We start from the raw sequence: 19,905 nt of genomic DNA on the forward strand, positions 1-19,905 counted from the left end.
AGCAAGATCTTTTTTAAATCTGCGCGCGAGCAGGACACTGCTGCACGGGCCCGGGCAGGCCGGAGGGCTCTCTGTCACCCCTTGCAGCCCGCATCCCCACCCCGTGCGCACAGGGTTCTCGCGCACTGCGGCCGCCACGCGCGTTGCGTCGACGCAACGCGCGTGGCGCCTTTTACAGATGGCGCCCAACACATCCGACAAGCCAGCCGTTTGGCACCCCGTTGCAGGAAAATCATGGAAATGAAACGCGGGCACCGGTTGACTTCGAAGAGCAGGGCGAGCCGGTACCCGCGCTCTCCGCCAGGGGGGCCGTCAGAACGGCAGTCTGGCGTCCGGCTTCTCGGCCAGAATCACACGTCGGAAGTCTTCCTGGATGCGCGTCAGCGCGGCGTCGTTATCCGCCTCGAAGCGCATTACGACGACCGGCGTAGTGTTCGAGGAGCGCGCCAGACCGAAGCCATCCGGGTACTCGACGCGCAGGCCGTCGATCTTCACGATGTCGTCCGCGCCGGTAAACTGCGCATTCTTCTGCAGTCCCGCAATCAGCTCGAAGTTTTCGCCTTCTTCGAGCTTCAGTTGCAGCTCCGGCGTGGAATGCGAATTCGGCAGCGAGTTCAGCAGCGCGCTCGGATCGTCGACGCGAGCCAGGATTTCCAGCAGACGCGCGCCCGTGTACAGGCCGTCGTCGAAGCCATACCAGCGGTCCTTGAAGAACACGTGGCCGCTCATTTCACCAGCCAGCGGCGCACCGGTTTCGCGCAGCTTGGCTTTCACCAGCGAATGGCCGGTCTTCCACATCAGCGGCTCGCCGCCCTTCTCCCTCACCCACTTCGCCAGATTGCGCGTGCACTTCACGTCGTAGATGATCTGCGCGCCCTTGTTGCGCGACAGCACTTCTTCGGCGAACAGCATCAACTGACGGTCCGGATAGATGATCTGGCCGTCCTTCGTGACAACACCCAGACGGTCGCCGTCGCCGTCGAACGCGAAACCGATTTCAGCGTCGGTTTCCTTCAACGCCTTGATCACGTCCTGGAGGTTTTCCGGGTGAGCCGGGTCCGGGTGGTGATTCGGGAAGTTGCCGTCGATCTCCGTGAACAGTTCGACCAGCTCGCAACCGAGCTTCCTGAACAGCTTCGGAGCGAGGCCGCCGGCGACGCCGTTGCCGGTATCCACGACGATCTTCAGCGGACGTGCCAGCTTGATGTCGCTGACGATGCGATCGAGGTAAGCATCGGAAATGTCGTAATCCGTGTAGCTGCCGCTGCCGCTCGCGAAGTTGTCGTCGACGATGCGCTGATGCAGCGCGAGGATCTGCTCGCCATAGATAGCCGCGCCGCGCAGCACCATCTTGAAGCCGTTGTAGTCCGGCGGATTGTGGCTGCCTGTCACGACGATGCACGAGTCGACACGGCGCTCGCCACCCGGCAGTTGCAGCGGCACGCTCGCGCCGAAGTAGCCGACCGGCGTGGGCACCATGCCGACGTTGACGACATCGACACCCGCCGAGCGCAGGCCATCGGACAGCGCCCCGATCAGTTCGGGGCCCGACAGGCGGCCGTCACGGGCCACCACGACGGCGTCGCCGCCTTGTGCACGCACTTCGCTGCCGAACGCGCGGCCGATCAGACGGGCGGTGTCGGCGTCGAGTGTCTTGCCGATCACGCCACGAATGTCATACGCCTTGAAAATGGATTTGGAAATCATGGTTGGCTCACTTGCGTGCATTGGAAAAGTTGACCGGCACCTTGTGTGGTTATCGGCGGTCGTGGGTGGTCATCGCGCTGCGCCCTTGCCGGAGGCGCTCCGGTTCCAACTTATAATTGCGCTTTTCTGTCACGCCTTACAGCCGACTATTCTAATGCTTAGACGCCCTCCGATCATAAAGTTGCCGCTTCTGCCGGCCGGGTGGGCAATCGCACGGACAGGCTCGTCGGATCTGGATAGGCGCACAGGGCGAACCGGGCGAACTGAACGGGCAGGCGCTGGATGCTGACGCTCAAACGCTTCTCCGGGCGCTTTGCCAATCCCGATGTGACGCGAGCGTTTGCGAATATCGTCTGGCTCGGGCTTGAACGGGTGACGCAGATCGCCGTCGCCATTCTCATCAGCGGCATGCTGGCGCGCTACTTCGGACCGGATACCTTCGGCAAATGGCAATACGCCAATACGCTGCTGCTGGTGCTCTCGCCGATCACCTGGGTGTGCGGCGCCGAGATCCTCGTGCCGACCATTGTCAACCGGCCGCCGGCGCAACTGGGCACCGTGCTGGGGAGCGCCTTCGCACTGCGTATCTCGGTTTCGGCCGGGGCCTTGCTCATCACGTGGATCGGCATTGCCGCAGGGCTCACCGATCCGCTCGTCGGCGCCATGCTGGCCGGCCTGGCAGTGACGATGCTGTTCCGCGAGCCGTTTGTCGGCGTGATCAATTCGTGGCTGCAGAGCATGACCTACAGCAAGCCGCAATTGCTCACCAGTATGAGCACCGCCATCGTCAAGGCCGGGCTCGTCTACCTGCTGGTGCGGGCCGCCACGACGCCCGCCCGCTTCGGCTGGCTATGGGCGCTGGAATCGGCGGCGATCGGCGCGGTGCTGCTCGCCTATTACATCCGCCGCCATGGCGGCAAGCTCGGCTGGCATGTCGACCGCTCGCTCTTCAGGCATTTCGCGAGCGCGGGCACCGTGTTCTGGCTCGGCCTGATCTGCATGTACCTGTTCCTGAAACTCGACCGGCTGATGCTGGAGCGGGCCATCTCGTTTGCCGATCTCGGCCGCTATTCGGCTGCCCAGCAACTCAACGAGAACTGGATCACGCTCGCGCTGATGCTGGCGCAAACCATTGCGCCCGCTTTCGTTTACCGCGTACAGGAGCCCGCTCACCTGCGCCGCAATATGTGGCGGCTGACGGCGATGACGGCGGCGCTGATGATCGGCGGCGCAATCGTGCTCGATCTGCTGGCGGGCATCATCATCCGGCGCGTGTTCGGGCCTGCCTACGAAGGCGCCATCGAGATTTTCCGCTGGGCCGTGTGGCTTTCCGTGCCGGCCGGGATCGAGGCGATCGGCAACCTGGTTGTGCTGAAATATCAGGCCAAGTTCGTGTTGCTGGCGAAGTGGCTGCTGGCGCTGGCCGTGGCGTTCGTCGTCAATCTGCTGGCGATCCCACGCCTCGGGCCTTATGGCGCGCTGGTCGGACTGGCGGTCGGTTATCTGGTCGCCGCGTCGGTCAACCTCTATTACATCCGCTTCAAGTTGCGCTCATGACGAATTCATCCGCCCCGGCGCAAAGCCCGCAAACACCGCAATGGCCGCGTGGGCCGCAAGGCTCAGTGGGTCAGCAGTTGCGTGCGTCGGACGACGCCCTTGGCGACGTCGCCGTGCTGCTGCCGGCATATAACGGCCAGGCCGACGTCGACCGTACGCTGGCATCGTTCAGCGAGGACGACGCGCTGGTTCACGTGCTGATCGTCGACGATGGCAGCACGCCGCCGATCGTCGCCCCGGCCCTGCCGAACCTGGAGATCGAAATCTTGCGCATGCCGCAAAACGGCGGCATCGAGAAGGCGCTGCAGACCGGCATCGACGCGCTTGCCGAACGCGGTTTCCGCTATGCCGCGCGAATCGACGCGGGCGATCTGAGCGTGCCGCGCCGGCTCGCGAAACAGCGCGCGTACATGGACGCAAACCCGCAAGTAGCCGGTCTCGGCATGTGGACCCAGGTGGTGACGCGCGACGGCAAGCCGCTCTTCATGCTGACGCCGCCCGCCACACCGGATGCGATCCGCCGCCTGCGCTTTTACCGCAGTTGCCTCGCGCACCCTTCGATGATGTTGCGGATCGACGCCGTGCGCGCGGTCGGCAACTACCGCGCCGATTACCGTTCCGCAGAAGACCTCGATCTGTTCCTGCGTCTGATGGAACGCTATGACTGCGCAAACCTGCCGGAACTGGGCCTGTATTACGAGCTGAACGAAGGCGGCATTAGCGCCACCAAACGGCGTGGTCAGGTCGCATCAACACTGCGCCTGCAACTGCGCTACTTCAACGCGCTCAACCTGTATGACTGGTTAGGGCTCGCGAAGAATCTGCTGCACCTTGTCACGCCGTATCGCACGTTGCAGGCTGTGAAGCGCAAGTTGTACGCACCCGGCGCCGGACACTGAAACCTTGATGCACCCTCGAAGCCCCTGTCAAACCGCCATGAAGCCCAACGTTTCAACCGTGCCAGGTGTTGCCAATGTTCCCGACATCGCCGGCGTTGCCGCTGTCCCCGCTGTTTCGTTGCGCATTACACTCGTCTGCAACACTGCCTGGGCAATCTACACGTACCGGCAAGGGCTGATCCGCGAACTGGTCGCACGCGGCGTCGAGGTGACGGTACTGGCGCCGCACGACCGCACCTTCGATCTGCTGGGCGCCATGGGCTGCCGCTGCATTGAATTGCCGGTGGCGTCGAAAGGCACCAACCCGCGCGACGACCTGCGCACACTGTGGGCGCTCTACCGCCACTACCGGACGATCCGCCCGCATATCGTGTTTCACTATACGATCAAGCCGAACATCTACGGCTCGATTGCGGCCAAGCTGGCGGGCGTCGATTCGGTCGCGGTGACCACAGGGCTCGGCTATGTGTTCATCCAGCACAGCCGTGCAGCGCAGGTCGCCAAAAAGCTGTACCGCTTCGCGTTTCGCTTTCCGCGCGAAGTGTGGTTTCTGAACCGCGACGATCAGGCCGCTTTCGTCGATCAGAAGCTGCTCGTGCATCCCGAACGCGCCCGCCTGCTGCACGGCGAAGGGGTGGATCTCGAGCAGTTCGCCTTCACGCCTTTGCCGGACAAGGCGAATTTCGACTTCGTGCTGATCGGCCGGTTGCTGTGGGACAAGGGCGTAGGCGAATACGTGGAGGCCGCGCGAAGCTTGCGCGCACGCTATCCTCAGGCGCGTTTTCGTCTTTTGGGACCCGTGGGCGTGGATAATCCCAGTGCGATCACCCGCGAAGAAGTGGCCGCCTGGGAGCACGAAGGCGTCATCGAATATCTGGGCGAGGCCCACGACGTGCGGCCATTTATCGCCGCAGCCGATTGTGTCGTATTACCCTCGTATCGTGAGGGGGTGCCGCGCACGCTGATGGAAGCCTCGGCGATGGGTCGCCCGATTGTGGCGACCGATGTGCCAGGCTGCCGGGAAGTGGTCGCGGATGGCGTGAATGGTTTGCTGTGCGAAGTGCGCAACGCGGAAAGTCTCGCTGCGCGGCTCGCACAGATGCTCGACATGAGCGGCGTGGCACGCCGCGCCATGGGCGAACGCGGCCGGCAAAAAGTCGCCGCCGAATTCGACGAGCGTGTAGTGGTAGAAAGATATAAAGACCTGGTTCGCAACCTGACAGGCGTTTCACTCTAACGGAGCACAGCATGACCACGAAGGGCACGATTCTGGTAACGGGCGGCGCGGGTTTCATCGGCTCGCATACATCCGTCGAACTGCTGAACGGCGGCTATGACGTTGTCGTGATCGACAATCTCGTGAACAGCAATCGCGAGTCGCTCAGGCGCGTCGAACAGATCGCCGGCCGTGCCGTGACGTTCTACGAAGCCGACGCGCGCGACGAAACCGCGCTGTACCGCATTTTCGATGCGCATCCGGTAACGGGTGCGATCCACTTTGCGGCGTTGAAGGCGGTGGGCGAATCAGTAACGAAGCCGATCGAGTACTACAGCAATAACGTCGGCAGTCTGCTCACGCTGCTCGGTGTGATGCGAGATCGCAATGTGAAGCAGTTTGTGTTCAGCTCGTCCGCTACCGTGTACGGCGTGCCGGAAAGTTCGCCAATCGACGAGTCGTTTCCGCTGTCGGCGACCAACCCTTACGGCCAGTCGAAGCTAATCGCCGAGCAGGTGCTACGCGATCTCGAACTATCGGACCCGAGCTGGCGCATTGCCACGCTGCGCTACTTCAATCCCGTGGGCGCGCATGAGAGCGGGCTGATCGGCGAAGACCCGGCTGGTGTTCCGAACAATCTGATGCCGTACGTCGCGCAGGTGGCGGTGGGCAAGCTCGAGAAACTGCGCGTGTTCGGTGGCGACTATGACACGCCGGATGGCACCGGCGTGCGCGACTACATCCATGTGGTCGATCTGGCGCGCGGGCACCTGGCTGCACTCGACGCGCTGGTGAAGCACGATGCGAGTTTTGTGGTGAACCTCGGTACCGGCCAGGGGTATAGCGTACTCGACGTGGTGCGCTCGTTCGAGAAAGCCTCAGGCCGCCCCGTGCCGTACGAAATCGTGACACGCCGCCCCGGCGACGTGGCGTCCTGCTACGCGAATCCGGCAGCCGCAGCAAAGCTGCTCGGATGGCAGGCGCAGTTTGGTATCGAGCGTATGTGTGTGGATCACTGGCGCTGGCAGGAAAGCAACCCGCAAGGATACAAGGTGTAACGTCTCAAACCGCCCGGTTGACCAGCGCTGACGCGCCCCGGCAGGCCCGCGCTGCGTGAGCTTGTCCGCTTGCCCGCCCGGGCGCAACCACTGTCGTGTTCGGGCGCCGCCCTGGAAGGGGCCGCCGAAAATAAATTCCCGGCTGCTTGCGCGCGGCCAGATCCATGCGATATCAGCGAACTGACCTTGCCCCCGTTTGTCGAAACCCATGACCGGGGATGTTATGCGTCCTTGCCTTGCTGTGCTGCGCACCAGTTCTGCCCGAAAGTCATCGGGCTAACGTAGTTGAGCGTCGAGTGTAACCGGCGTGCATTGTAAAGGCCCAGCCGGTCAATCACCTCGTCCATTGCGGCACGCCGCGTGGCGAAGCGCCGCCCGTGCATACGTGCAACCTTGAGCGAACCCCACAGACTTCCATTCGGTGCATTGACGCTCCTATGTCAGGTGGCAAGCGTCGAACCGGCCAGATCGGCGAGGATGAGTGGGTACAACCTCCTCACCATATAGCGCTTCAGGTAGCGGCGAATTTCCTTGCTGGACATACCTTCCTGCGTCCGGCGCTCGACGTGAGCCCGGGTCCGGGGATCGCTTCTCATGCGGACCATTGCGATGGTCCACAAGGCATTGTTTGCAGACCGGTCGCCGCCCCTGTTCAAGCGATGCCGGACCGTCTTGCCGGACGACACCTGCGACGGACCTGTGCCGCAAAGTGCAGCCAGCGCAGCTTCACTTTTGAGGCGTTCGGGATTGTCTCCCGCCACAGCAGCCAATACCGCAGCGGTCTGAGGGCCGACGCCGAATCTTTCGCGAAGGCGTCTGGCATGCTCGCTGGTCAGACTTTCAAGCACGCTATCGAGAGCTTTGAGCTCCTGCGCCAGCGTCAGCCACCGCTTCGCCAGCAAACGCAGCGAGGTCGTGAGCGTTTGCAAGATTGGCGTTTGGCCCAACGAACGAAGACGGGCACATCCGGTTGTCGCAGCCTCATGTTGCGCAATCCGGATCGGGCAACAGTTGCTGTCGGGGATTTCTGGTTGATAACGTTGGACGAAACGGAGAACGGCGAATTCGAGTAGGCGGGTAAGGCCACACTCCGCTCAAGGGCACTTCGACTCCACCACTGCAGCAACTGGGCGCGGTGGCCCAAAACTCAACTCGGCGCGAACAGTACTCGACGACCGGCACGGCCTGTGCTCCACAGTCATCACCCGCCACCGCCAGATCGCTGCCAGATCGCTGTTGAAGGCTGGCATACCGCCAGCGGTGATCCAACGCTCGCCCACGCTATCCTCGACCTGCTGGTTCACATCGCCTCACGTTCCCAGGCGAGTCGATGCGCAAACGCCGAAATGGTTTGGCCAGCAAAAACCGGAGCCGGAGTTAAGGAACTCACTCCGTGTTGCCATGTCCATGGCGCTCGCCTCGGCGTGGAAACACTGCTCGGTTTCGCGTGGAATGCCGGCTCGCATTGCCGCGGATCGGTCGCCCGATTTGCGCCGAATACGCACCCTGTCAGGCACGGTTGTGCGGCGTCGCAAACCGTCACTGCGACGCAGCGCTCATACCAGACGCAGCATTGCAACGCCGCGGACTAGCTGGCCAGATCGTGGAGAAGATCGGGTAGTCACGTAAGTCATGCGACGTCTCGCCGCTGGGAAGACCGACAGTCATCTCATGGGCGCCGCATTAGCGACACCCCCGTGATCGAGCCGAATCGATCCGCAGCAGACACGGGGGCGGAGCCGGGAATGTCAGATCCTGCTCGCGCTGATCGCTGAGATCCATTCTTCGCGGGAGATCTCAAGACGCTTCAATATCTGACCAGCAAGGAAGCTTGGAATTGCTGGATTGACGCCGTAATGACTACCAAGGCGGAACGGGTGCGCACCGCCGCGCAGAAGCTTAATCTCTGAACCCTTGCCTTGCACGATCTCCACGCCGCACATACGCAGGATCTTGAAAAAGCGGCTACGCCGGATTTGAGGCAAAAAGGGGCCCCGCCCCGCGTTCACCGCGACTGCCGGAATGCTGGCGCCAGCTTCGAAGTGGGGATCAGCATCAATCGGCTCCCGCAATGCTTCGGCATACTCGGCATGGACGAGAAGATCGTTGGCACCGTTTGCGACGCCTGACCCAGAATCAGGCACACCGTCGTGCTGTTTGCGCTGCAGAAAATATCGGTTGATCTTCAGGTAATCTTCGACGATCCGGTCATGCACCTGGCTAATCAGCCAATGCGACACGCGCAGCGCGTCTGTCGCGCCCAGGAAACGTTCAACAGTTAGCCATGGATGCATCAGACAGCCCAAGGCCCCGTCAAAATCGAGGGTGAGGCCTGCCCGGCATGCTCCAGTCTCAAGACCGGCGTGGAGCTCCTCTTCGCTGTCAAAGAATGCAAACATGCCGAATCCATGCGGTCCGAGAAAGCGAAAGACTGCGACACACGTTGAGCCGCGAATGGGGAACGTATACCGGGACGTTCTTTTCGATGAGCAAAGGTACGGAAACGCCTCCAGCAGATCGCCCACGCAGGAATGAAAGTCTGCTCGAAGAACGACGTCGGGATCCATGGCCTCGACATCGACCAGAGCCGCGGAGAGAGGTCTCAGGACAACATCCCGGGTGTACAGCGCGGCGTCCACCCCGTAGAGATTCATGTGGTGGCTCACGCAATTGGCAACATGTTTATTGCGCAGGCACGCTCCTTCCCACTTCAGCAGGTGAAATGCGTCTATACCGTGCCGGCAGACGATGTGTCCCGGTTTGAGGAAGCAGCCCTCAATGAGCTGATAGCACATGCAATCCATGGCCCGTGACCAGATTTCCTGATACATGCGGTCATCGCCATGCGCAATGCGTGTGTCGATCTCGCGGATAAACGTTTCGAAGAGCTTGCCGTAGGTGACGAATGGTTCGTTCTCTACCCCTCGCCGGCGCTTGTACAGCACCTCCTGCATGGCTCGCTCGCACCAGTTCAGGACCCGGGCCTTGAGGTCCATCAATTCGACGTCGGCAAAGAGCTGCACCTTAACGGCCTGCGTCCAGCATCCGGCGTAGCGGTTGTTCAGCGCTCTCGTTGCCTCTATGAGACCATTGCCCTCGTCGCGCAAATTCATGGTGAGAAAGCACGCGAGGCTGAGCGGCAATTTCATGAGGGGCTGCTCCCTGATGATACAGTCACCCGCTTTCACGATGCCCTGTGAATACACGTCCAGCGCGCTCGCCGGTTTGAGATTCAGGATTTTGGCATCTTCCTCTGCCAATCGGCGTGCAACAACGGACGCGGGCAGCTCGATGAGGCTGCTTTCTAACTGTATGGTGCACCCGCCTGCCTGGCCTTCTGCCCGTTGCCCCAGTTTTTTGATGAACTTCGTCACAGCTAAACTCCGATAAAAAGCGCTATCAATGCGTTTCGACAGTCATATGAACTTGGGCGCCACGGCTGGCGAGCCCGTCCACGCTGTCCCTCCACACCGGTGATCGCACGCTTCCATCGGCCTCAACGCATAGCGTCCGTTGCATCGCATCCCGCCACCGGTGGAGCGGGAGAAACCACCTTGCGCGGTCCCGGTAGAACCTATCGGTCATCCCGGGAAGAAATTTAGGTAAAAATTCACGGTGCAGAGCATGGGGAAGGTCGCACTTCGACCGGAATCCGCCGCCCGATGAAGTGCACATGACGTATGAGAACGCAATACGTGCGGCGCAGGCCGTGGTGGCCAAAGGCCGACATCGTCGACGGGAGCCTCGTGTCGGGCCCGTACAATGCGAGAAGACGCAATCTTGACTGGAAGCACGCCATCGCCGTGCAGGTGCAGGCGCCTTTCTCATCACTTGCCGCAGGCCCCATTGACGGACCCGGTCCGTGCTGCCGTGGAGACAACCCGGGGACGCAGTCTTATCACGCAGAGCTGCGAGCTTGGGCCGCCAAGGGTGAGCGCCGCCGCCCGCGCTTTTCAGAAACTGCGGCGGAAGTTCACACTTGGCTGACACAGCTTTCGCTTTCCGTGGCACACGACGTCCCGGTTGCCGGTCCGCCAATCGCGCCTCGTCAGTCATGGAAACTTTTTACACATAATTGCGTGTAACACATAAATGCGCGTTATACTTTGCATTCATTCTGGATGGAGGGTCCTATCATGGCCGAAACCGTTAATTTCACCGGAGCAGTCGATCGCGACCTGCTCAAGCGCGCCAAGATCCTTGCAGCCAAATCGGACACGTCCGTGAATGCGCTGTTCAACGCCGAGTTGCGCTATCTGGTCGAGACGTTTGAGGCAGCGGAAGCCAGCGACAACCAGAACTTTCGTACCCTGGTCGATTTCTCGCTCGGCCGCATCGACGACAAGCAAGCGATGAACGCGCTGGGCATCGACACCGACGAAGACCTGTTCCTGCTCATGGCTCAGGCCCACCTGCCGATGCCGCGGCTCCCGGAGTTGAGCACACGCCGCATGCTCGACGACCTGAACGCGCTGCGCAAATAGCGGATGGCGACCAATACGGCGGTTACCCTGCTTCCTGATGCGGGGCCCCTGATCACGCTCGCCTACGCCGATGCCCTCGATCTGCTGCTGAAACCCGGCTGGGCAATCGAGCTGGTCGACATGGTGCTGCACGAGGTCACACGCAATGAGACGCCGACAAGCGCACGTATCGCTGCATGGATGCGTGACAGTGGCGTTCCGGTTGTCGAAACGAAGGTCTGTCACCATTACTGGCAATCCCGCACCCTCTCACCCGGTCGCAAGGCGAATCTCGGTGAACTCGCGATACAGGAAGCGATGAACGAGTTTGGCCTTGTTGCCGAACGAACCGGCGTCTTTCTGTTCGAGGACCACAAGATCGCTCGCACCAGCTTCCTGTTGCCGGATAACTGCCGCAAGGTCTCAACCCGCGCGTACCTGCTGTTCCTTGAGCAGCACGGTCTGATCGAATCGGCAGCCGATATCGAGCGCCGGGCAATTCGGGCCGGGCGGCATTTCTCGCAGATCCGGTTTCCGCCGGAATAACGCTACTGTCGCCGGTCGCACACGGGCGACAGCAAAGGCCCCTGTCGCAGACTGCTGGATTCAAACATTGGATGACTTGAAGAACCGCGAAAACGAGTAAGCGGCTCGGCTAGCGACGCATCCTCGCACGGCACTAAAGCGCTCGGTGGACCGCGTATGGTGCGGACTTAAGATGGCGGCAACCTACATGCCTGTCTCTTACCACGCAACCGGCGCGCAAGAGCAATCAAGGGCTAGATGCAATCAAGAAAAAGGCGCGGCACCCAGTCTAGAAGACGTACCAGTATTTTCGAACATTTTGCATGATTTATCCTCGACGGATTGGAAATTCTCACATGACGCCGCTGCTAGCGAACATATTCGCAACGCACATTCAGGCAGCTTTCGAGACATGTCAGGTACGCGACATTCGCCCTCGGCAATGCCGGTGGGGTATGCGAAATCGATAACGCCGCGGCAACGATGCCGCTACCAGACGTCGCGGCCGCGACCGCAAGCTCCAGCAGCGATATCTCGTGATCGTCGTGATAAAGAAACACCCCACAGCCTGCGAACCCGTTTCATAAGGACTCCCACCTATCTACCATAGGAAATACAGCCATCAGATAGCGGATGCTCCACTGCCTGTCGCAATACAGGCGTCCGCCACCGATTGCTAAACGCAAATGCACGCGCGCTTCGCCCTGGTTCAGAACCGTGGCCCGACACATTCGATCTCACAGGAAGGAGCGATACAACGGTGTGGCTGGAGCGGTCCGTCCGCCGACATGACGACTCAAACGTCGGGGGCACCCAGACAACGGGCATTCACCGCTTCTATTGTTTCGTTGTGCCGTCGGTCGAAGCGGTCGTTCCGTTAGTAGATGGCGAGGCATGGTGTGTTTCGTGCGGGGCAAGAGCAAGAGCCTCAATGCCCGCGATATCCAACGGTTTGAGGCAATGCCACATCTCGGTCAGAATCGCGTCGCATGAGGGGTAAATCGTGATCATGTTTTCGATCCATCGCTCTACGTCAGTCAGGCGTCCGTCCTTCGCAAGAACTGCGACTTCCCGCGATCGCTCTCTGGCGGCATGCCAACGGCGAGCCGGTGATTGAGTCGTGAGCGGTTCGCGCGCCTTAACTCCTGACCCGCAAAGCTTGGTGCGCGCACAGCGCGAAAGCGAAGCTGCGTCGGCTTCGGACAGGCCGGTTTTTATGTTTTATTGCCTCCGGATATGCGTTTTGCGATTGCCCAATTGTTAAATGTTCTGGTGCTTCGATTTCAATAGGTTTTAGTAGACAAATGAAAAAGCCTATGCGAGAGTTTCGTCTAATACTTACAGGAACTTACCTGCCTGGAACTGCAACACGGAAACCCGACTTTGACGGGAATATTTTCCGGTTGTCAGCTCGCGTAGTGCGGGAAACGGTGCTGAAACAGGAATAGCTTACAGCGCGACATGAGCGTTCGCCATGCTGCGCCGAAAAACGACGCAGTACTTCATTGGGGCGGAAACTATGAGTATTCCGGACACGACGGCGCAAGGCAAACGTTTGCCAAACCAGCCATCGAATTTAGACCGGCAATTTACGCCTTTTCGCGTAATTGGCACCGATAAGCCGTCGCTGTTCGGACCTTCATAAGCCTATGGCCCTCTGCGGCCTGTACTGCCAGGGTGCCAGAAAATAGAAGCGTCCTGGTCGTCCCTCATCGATAACTTTCTCATGTGAATTCTCCAGACAGGAGGATGGCGCTCGTTCGTATTTAGGATGTCTAAGTGTTTGTGTCAGACGTGTGTAAATTTATTTACCCGTAATAAATCAATTCAACACCAACAATTACCTTTCTGCTTATATGTGTAGTTATCCTAAAGAAAGGTGATGGTGAATACACGCAATATTGAACAGGAAAAAATATGAACAGGATATACCGGTCGATCTGGAATAAGGCACTAGGCGCCTTTGTAGCTGCATCGGAGCTGGACAGGTCGCGCGGCAAGTCGGGGGCCAGCGCGGCTGTATGCGACGCACGCAGCAGCCGGCGCAGAGAGCTCGGCGCTTTATCGACATATGGCTTGGCGCCACCGATGATCCCCTTATCGTTGCTGTTGGCTTTCAGCACGTGGGGTGGACAGGCCCATGCGCAGTCCGTGAGTTGCGCGTCGACTCCCTACAATTTCTATGACGGCACTGCTTCGTGCATGGGGTTTCAGGCGTCGGCCACCGGGGCTGGGACCACGGCGCTAGGCGCAAGCGCGATTGCGTCGGCGGTGCAAGCTACGGCGGTTGGTTACCTCGCCACTGCGTCGAATCTCTACGCGGTGGCTCTCGGCTATCTGGCAACGGCTTCAGGCCAAGGCGGAGTGGCGTTGGGCTCCCAAACAATCGCAAGCAACATCAACGCGGTCGCAATCGGCGTTGACGCTGCTGCCACCTCGGCTGGCGCCAGTGCGCTGGGCACCTTCGCCACTGCTACGGGTGGGAACTCAACCGCGGTCGGTGTCAGTTCCGCAGCCAACGGCAACTATGCGTTCTCCGCGGGCTGGTCGTCCGTCGCCACCGGGCCAAACGCGATCGCAATCGGTAGAGGCGCCCAATCCACGGAAGGGATAGCAACAGCGAGCACACTTGCCGTTGGCATGAACGCCATCGCCAGCAGTACTTCCGGTGCAAGCATTGCCGTGGGCCAGGGCGCGAATGCCTCTGCCACAGGTACCGGAGGAGGTTCGCCTATCGCCATTGGCGTCAATGCCACAGCAAGCGGAGCCGGTAACGTGGTGCTTCCGAACGGCAACACCGCCACGGCCTTCGAGGCGCTTGCGGTAGGCAATGGCGCAAGTGCCGCGGGAGAGCAAGGTGTAGCGATCGGCAACTCCACGAACGCTGGCGCAACGTGGAGCACGGCCGTCGGCAGCCTCGCCGGCGCAACGGGTGTCCAATCGACGGCCGTTGGGGTATGGTCGAAGGCTACGGGTGTCGGTTCCACCGCGTTGGGTGGCGGCGGCATCAGCGCCGCTACGGCGGTCCGGGCGACCGCTGACGGTGCAACCGCCATCGGCGGCAATGCGGGAGCAGGCGCTGCGGCAACGGCCACCAATACCGTCGCCATCGGCGGACAATCGACTGCAAATCAGGCCAGTGCCATCGCCGTCGGGTTGCAGACAAATGCAACCGGAACCAACGCCATTGCTATCGGTGCGGCGTCCAACGCGACGGCCAGCGATACAGTTGGCCTGGGTTATAACGCACTAGCGAATAGCACAAACGCGGTTGCGATTGGCCTCAATACCGTCAGCAGTGGTGCCAACGCGGTCGCCTTGGGCAATACTTCAGAAGCGCTCGCCGCCTCGACGGTAGCGTTCGGTGACAGCAATACCGTAGCGGCAGCAGCCGGCACCGGTTCGATTGCCGGTGGACACAACTCGCAAGTGGTAGGCGGGACAGGCGCGGTTGCGCTCGGTGAGGGGCAAACCGCGAGCGGCAACGGCGCAGTGGCCATTGGCGATCCGAACACGGCCACCGGTAACGGCGCAGTGGCGATGGGTGCCGACAATATCGCAAACGGCAATGGCGCGATCGCGTTGGGTAACACGAACGTGGCGACGGGAGCTGGATCGGTCGCGCTCGGCAACGCATCGCAGGCCAATGTCGCGGGCTCGGTGGCGATTGGTAATGGCGCCATTGTCCAGAGCGCCGCGACGAGCGGCGTGGCGCTCGGGTCGGGCGCCACGGCAAGCAGCGCCAACGGCGTGGCGCTGGGCCCGAACGCCGTGGCGAACAATGCCAACGATGTGGCACTGGGGGCAGGCTCGACCACGGCGGCGGCCAATACAGGGACGACTGCACTGTTTGGCGGTACCGCAGCAGGCATCGCGAAGACAGCCTCCGGGGTCGTCTCCGTCGGCAGCGCGGGCAACGAACGTCAGATCCAGAACGTGGCGGCAGGCGTGATCTCGTCGAGCAGCACCGACGCGATCAACGGATCGCAACTGTTCTCGGTCGCGACCGGCGTAAACAATCTGGGCAGCGCGACGGCGAGCGCACTGGGCGGTGGAGCGACATACAACAGTTCGACAGGAGCGATCAGTGCACCGAGCTATACGGTCGACGGCAATACCTACACAAACGTGGGCAGTGCGCTGGAAAGCATCAACAACTCACTTACCGGCGGTGGGATCGAGTACTTCCATGCGAACTCGACGCTTGCAGATTCAACGGCGAACGGTACCAATAGTGTCGCTGTCGGTCCGGTTGCGGTCTCCACCGGAGCGTCTTCAGTTGCAATCGGCAATGGTGCGCAAGCCAGTAATGCGAATGACGTCGCTCTGGGGGCGGGATCCACAACGGCGGCCCCGCATACCGGAACGTTCGACATGACGGGTGGTACAGCAGAGGCGACTGCACCCACGTCTGTCGTGTCGATTGGCGCAGCCGGATCGGAGCGGCAGCTCCAGAACGTCGCAGCGGGTGTCCTGTCAGCGACGTCGACCGACGCCGTTAACGGCTCGCAACTGTTTTCGGTGGCGAGCGCGGGTAACACGACCGGGTCGACGGTCGCTTCGGCGCTGGGCGGAGGTTCCACTTACACACCGGGCAGCGGTGTCTCGGCACCGAGCTACACCGTGCAAGGCAGCACCTATAACAACGTCGGCGGTGCGCTTGGCGGGTTGAACACCAGCCTCACTAACATCGAGAACTCCCTCACTAACATTAATAACGGCGCGGGCATCGAGTACTTCCATGCTGACTCCACAGAAGCGGACAGCCAGGCAACGGGCACCAACAGTATCGCCGTGGGCCCCGAGGCGGTAGCCAGTGGAACTGCCAGCTTCGCGGCAGGCAACGGTGCGCAGGCAACCGCTGACAACGCCATGGCGCTGGGAGCGCAGGCCACTGCTTCTGTCGCGGGCGCAATTGCAATAGGCTCGGGGTCCGTATCTAACCGCACGATTGTCCCCGCGCAAGGTTCGATTGCGACCGGCAGCTACGTGATTCCCTATAACACCACCGACGAGACGCTGCTGGGTGCGGTGTCGTTCGGAACCACCAATGCGTATCGCCAGTTGACCAATGTCGCAGACGGGACGCAACAGCAGGATGCCGTCACCGTGCGGCAACTTGCCGGAGCATTGTCCTCGTTCGCAGTCACGCCCATTGAGTACTTTCACGCCAACTCGACTGAAGCAGACTCGCTGGCCGTAGGCAGCAATTCAATCGCAGTTGGACCGACCACGGTGGTCAATGGCGACAATGGTGTGGGGATTGGCAACGGCGCCATCGTCAATTCGAACGCGCCGGGTGGTGTCGCGATCGGGGAAGCAGCGAGTTCGAATCAGGCCGACGCGATCGCGCTGGGTAGTGGTGCTAACGCAAGTGGCGCACAGTCTGTCGCGCAAGGTGCGAATGCCAGTGTCACGGCTGTGGGAGGCATCGCGCTGGGTTCCGGCGCGCAAAGCAGCGCCACCGATGCAGTGGCGCTAGGCGCCGGTGCATCCGCAACCTATGCGAACAGTGTCGCACTGGGAGCCGGGTCGGTGACGACGGTCGGTGCATTGTCGAACTACATTGCTTATGGTCTGAGCAGCCCCCAGTCCTCAGCAGGGGAAGTCAATATCGGAAACCGGCAGATCACGGGGGTTGCAGCAGGGAGCGTCGGGACCGACGCAGTCAACGTGAGCCAACTCCAGGCAGTTCAGCAGCAGTTGACCACGCTGATCAACAACGCGAACGGCGGCAATGGTGGTTTCCCGTCCACGTCGGGAACAACAACAACCCCGCCTGCGTCAACGGGATCCAATTCGGCCGCGGGCGGACAGGGGGCAGTTGCTTCGGGAACCAGTAGCACGGCTGTAGGCAACAACTCGCAGGCTACCGCCACCGGGTCGACGGCCCTGGGTCAAGGGGCGACGTCGACAGGATCCGGTTCGGTGGCCATCGGTGCCGGTAGTAACGACGAGGGTCGCAGCAATGTGGTCTCGGTGGGGTCGGCCGATTCACCACGGCAGATTACCAATGTCGCTGCCGGCACCGCACCCACTGACGCCGTCAACGTGCAGCAACTGGGAAGCGCCGTCGCACAGGCAAATGCATATACGGATAATCAGATTCAACAGCTGAAGCGTGACGCGGATGGGGGAATCGCAACTGCGATGGCTGTCGCAGGATTGCCGCAACCTTCCGGGCCGGGAAAAAGCATGGTATCGGTCGCCGGCAGCGTTTATCGGGGCCAGTCAGGCCAGGCGGTCGGCATTTCCACAATCTCGGATAACAATCACTGGATCTATAAGGCTGCGGTTTCGACCAATACGCAAGGCTACTATGGCGCGGTCGTGGGTGCAGGTTACCAGTGGTAATGGACATAACGAAGCTTCCAGGTGGCGTCAATGCAGCAACTATGGGTGACGTCATTCCGTTTCTCGCTGCGGCCCATCTCGCGTGCCGCCGCCTGTTCGATGAGAGATGCAAACATGAAAAAGCAATGGAATCTTGCGCTGTCTATCACGTTACTTTCACTGATCGCGGGCTGCGTTGCCGATGGTCCGCCGAAGTTTCCGGATTCTCAATCCGCGACGCAGGCGGGCGGCACCTTCGTCAACCTGGATAACCTGCGCAATGTGGAGCCAGGCCTCACGAAGGACCAGATGTTCGACCTGCTCGGACCGCCTCATTTCCACGAGTGGTTCGTCGGAGGGCATGTCTGGAACTACCTGTTCGATTTTCGTCAAGGCGGAAAGATCGTTACTTGCCAGTATCAGGTGCGATTCGACAAGCAGATGAAGGTGAGCGATACGTACTGGCGCGACCCTTCATGCGCGGATTTTCTTTTGACAGCGGGCGGAACACCGGCGCCGTAGGCTCCCGTTGCCGGACATTCGTCGACGTCGCCTTGCCGTCGCGAATGTCCGCTCCCTCCGAACACTTGCGTCCCCATGCGAATCGACGGACGGCCGCTGTACGTTGGAAGCTGCCGTCAGGTCGCGCTGAGGCGACAGACCGAAGCGGGTCGCATTCTGTCCGTCGCGAAGCTTGGCTCCCGCGTCGCGATGCTGATTGCATGAGACGCCGCTCGTCCATGAAAGGACATCGACGTGTGCGACCGAAATTATCAACGGACGAGATGCCGCCGCCGACGAATTTACTCTCCAGCATTGACGCAAGGCAACCGTAGCAAACGTTGTATGCGCTGGATTACGGTGTAAAGGTGTGTGACGTTGTTAGAGCCCCGCGCATGCGATTGGGGCGATATCTATGGTATCCACAGTCCAAAGCTTATGCTGGAGTCTCACTCTTTCTATACACGTAGACGGCAATAATCGTTGCCGCGTGCGAACGCAATCAACCGGAACGGAGCCTGAGCATTCGAATCCGTCTTTTGACAACGCCGATATCGCCTCCGAAATTGGCATGCCGACAGTCACCCGTTTATGCACCGTTTCCACCAGTGCCTCCTGGTTTGGTGTATAGCAAGAAGTCAAGGTTAGGCAAATAGTCAGGGCGATAAGGAAAGTTCGCACCATGTCATGTCGTCGGGCCTGTGAGGATGTAAGCAACTTTCTGAAGAGCGAGTTCGAAATTGAGTGGAGACTCCAGCGCTGCCCAATCATGACGCGCTTCCCGTTGGTTGTCGATTGCGAAATATGGGAGGGGTGTCCTGATAAAGTCCGTACGCGCTTTGCACGCACTGCTGACGACTGCTTCCGGGAATCGCAACCGACCGTTGTGGGCGCCCTGAGCCGATCGCCGCTGGGCTCAGTGCGGCCGCGTCCAGTGGTCCGGCATTGTTGCCCAGACCGTCGACAATTGGCTAGCGACGGCTAGTGCTCTGCCGGAACGATGCTGGAGATCAAAATCCGTCCCTTAGAGTCAGCAAAGCAGTTGACTGCAACATATTCGCCCGGCGCAGCACGAAAAGAGGCCTGAAACTCGACCTCTTGGCCCTCGACGCGACAAACCAATGCTTCCCTCAGCGCAAATCCTTCTTTGGGACCGGGTCGCAAATGATCTATGCGCTCAATTCTAGCGACGGCAGAACGCATCGACCGATCGGGAATGTTGTTGCTGAAATAGGGTCGCCATATCGCCAGTCACGCGACAAGAAACAAAGCTGCGAACACCCCTACGTAGCGCACGAGGTACTGAGGCCTGCGAGGATAAGGTCCCCACTGATGAGATATGGTCAAGAGTGGTGTTCGGGCGGTTTGATGAGCGGCGATTTCAAGCGGCGGGTTCCTGCTGATCCGGTCGATCGTCTTGCACCGGTTCGCCGTCTTTGAAGGCAATGCCCTCCAACAACAGCTTGATCTGTTCGGGGCCGTTGATACGGCCCCAGGTTTTCTCGGCTTCCTCGATCAGCTTGAATACCAGACCGAGGAAGGTGGGTCGTGGAGGGTGTAAATAGTTTTGTGTAAACGGTCATTTGGCAGGAGACTGCCAGTAACAGGAGCGACGATGACCGTAGCGAAACGCAATAAACGGGTAA

10 protein-coding genes and 4 pseudogenes are annotated in these 19,905 nt (G+C 60.6%); 9 read left to right on the forward strand and 5 right to left on the reverse strand.

What is annotated here, in order from left to right; all coding sequences use genetic code 11:
• Positions 1-312: 312 nt before the first annotated feature.
• Positions 313-1,707 carry a phosphomannomutase/phosphoglucomutase gene (locus tag P3T24_RS28335; protein WP_429439769.1) on the reverse strand — a complete coding sequence of 465 codons (1,395 nt, stop codon included), beginning with the start codon at positions 1,705-1,707 and terminating at the stop codon, positions 313-315.
• 282 nt (positions 1,708-1,989) lie between these two features.
• Here P3T24_RS28335 and P3T24_RS28340 point away from each other — a divergent pair, with 282 nt between their 5' ends.
• The 4 genes from P3T24_RS28340 to galE are packed head-to-tail and all read left to right on the forward strand — an operon-like array spanning position 1,990 to position 6,437.
• Positions 1,990-3,264, forward strand: a complete 1,275-nt coding sequence (locus tag P3T24_RS28340) for an oligosaccharide flippase family protein (protein ID WP_429439771.1) — start codon at positions 1,990-1,992, stop codon at positions 3,262-3,264.
• On the forward strand, positions 3,261-4,163 hold the full coding sequence (locus tag P3T24_RS28345; RefSeq protein ID WP_429439774.1) for a glycosyltransferase: 903 nt from the start codon (positions 3,261-3,263) through the stop codon (positions 4,161-4,163). The genes P3T24_RS28340 and P3T24_RS28345 overlap by 4 nt, the downstream gene beginning before the upstream one ends.
• 37 nt (positions 4,164-4,200) lie before the next feature.
• Positions 4,201-5,400 (forward strand): glycosyltransferase family 4 protein, encoded by a 1,200-nt coding sequence (locus P3T24_RS28350; protein WP_429439777.1) that lies wholly within the window; start codon positions 4,201-4,203, stop codon positions 5,398-5,400.
• Between the two features lie 11 nt (positions 5,401-5,411).
• Positions 5,412-6,437 (forward strand): UDP-glucose 4-epimerase GalE, encoded by a 1,026-nt coding sequence (galE, locus tag P3T24_RS28355; protein WP_429439780.1) that lies wholly within the window; start codon positions 5,412-5,414, stop codon positions 6,435-6,437.
• A 221-nt stretch (positions 6,438-6,658) separates the two neighbouring features.
• On the opposite strand, the pseudogene P3T24_RS28360 reads toward galE, so the two are convergent.
• From P3T24_RS28360 to P3T24_RS28370, 3 genes and pseudogenes are all read right to left on the reverse strand, one after another.
• A pseudogene (locus P3T24_RS28360) lies at positions 6,659-6,865 on the reverse strand (IS3 family transposase); the annotation flags it as partial.
• 12 nt (positions 6,866-6,877) lie between these two features.
• Positions 6,878-7,402: pseudogene (locus tag P3T24_RS28365) on the reverse strand (transposase); the annotation flags it as partial.
• Positions 7,403-8,185: 783 nt separating this feature from the next.
• Entirely contained in the window at positions 8,186-9,811 is a 1,626-nt protein-coding gene (locus P3T24_RS28370; protein WP_074265563.1) for a hypothetical protein, read from the reverse strand.
• Between the two features lie 762 nt (positions 9,812-10,573).
• On the opposite strand from P3T24_RS28370, the gene P3T24_RS28375 reads away from it, so the two are divergent.
• The 5 genes and pseudogenes from P3T24_RS28375 to P3T24_RS28395 all read left to right on the forward strand — a co-directional run bounded on the left by P3T24_RS28375 (position 10,574) and on the right by P3T24_RS28395 (position 18,280).
• On the forward strand, positions 10,574-10,921 hold the full coding sequence (locus tag P3T24_RS28375) for a hypothetical protein (protein WP_074265564.1): 348 nt from the start codon (positions 10,574-10,576) through the stop codon (positions 10,919-10,921).
• Positions 10,922-10,924: 3 nt separating this feature from the next.
• A complete protein-coding gene (locus P3T24_RS28380; RefSeq protein WP_074265565.1) occupies positions 10,925-11,446 on the forward strand; it encodes a hypothetical protein in 522 nt (173 codons plus the stop codon).
• Positions 11,447-13,342: 1,896 nt separating this feature from the next.
• Positions 13,343-13,468: pseudogene (locus P3T24_RS28385) on the forward strand (ESPR domain-containing protein); the annotation flags it as partial.
• A gap of 45 nt (positions 13,469-13,513) precedes the next feature.
• Positions 13,514-17,779 (forward strand): YadA family autotransporter adhesin, encoded by a 4,266-nt coding sequence (locus tag P3T24_RS28390; protein ID WP_429439812.1) that lies wholly within the window; start codon positions 13,514-13,516, stop codon positions 17,777-17,779.
• Positions 17,780-17,809: 30 nt separating this feature from the next.
• A complete protein-coding gene (locus P3T24_RS28395) occupies positions 17,810-18,280 on the forward strand; it encodes an outer membrane protein assembly factor BamE (RefSeq protein WP_254368871.1) in 471 nt (156 codons plus the stop codon).
• 1,360 nt (positions 18,281-19,640) lie between these two features.
• Here P3T24_RS28395 and P3T24_RS28400 read toward each other — a convergent pair.
• Positions 19,641-19,808: pseudogene (locus P3T24_RS28400) on the reverse strand (IS256 family transposase); the annotation flags it as partial.
• Positions 19,809-19,905 lie beyond the last annotated feature (97 nt).

The organism is Paraburkholderia sp. GAS33, assembly GCF_050436645.1.
Lineage (GTDB): Bacteria > Pseudomonadota > Gammaproteobacteria > Burkholderiales > Burkholderiaceae > Paraburkholderia > Paraburkholderia phenazinium_B.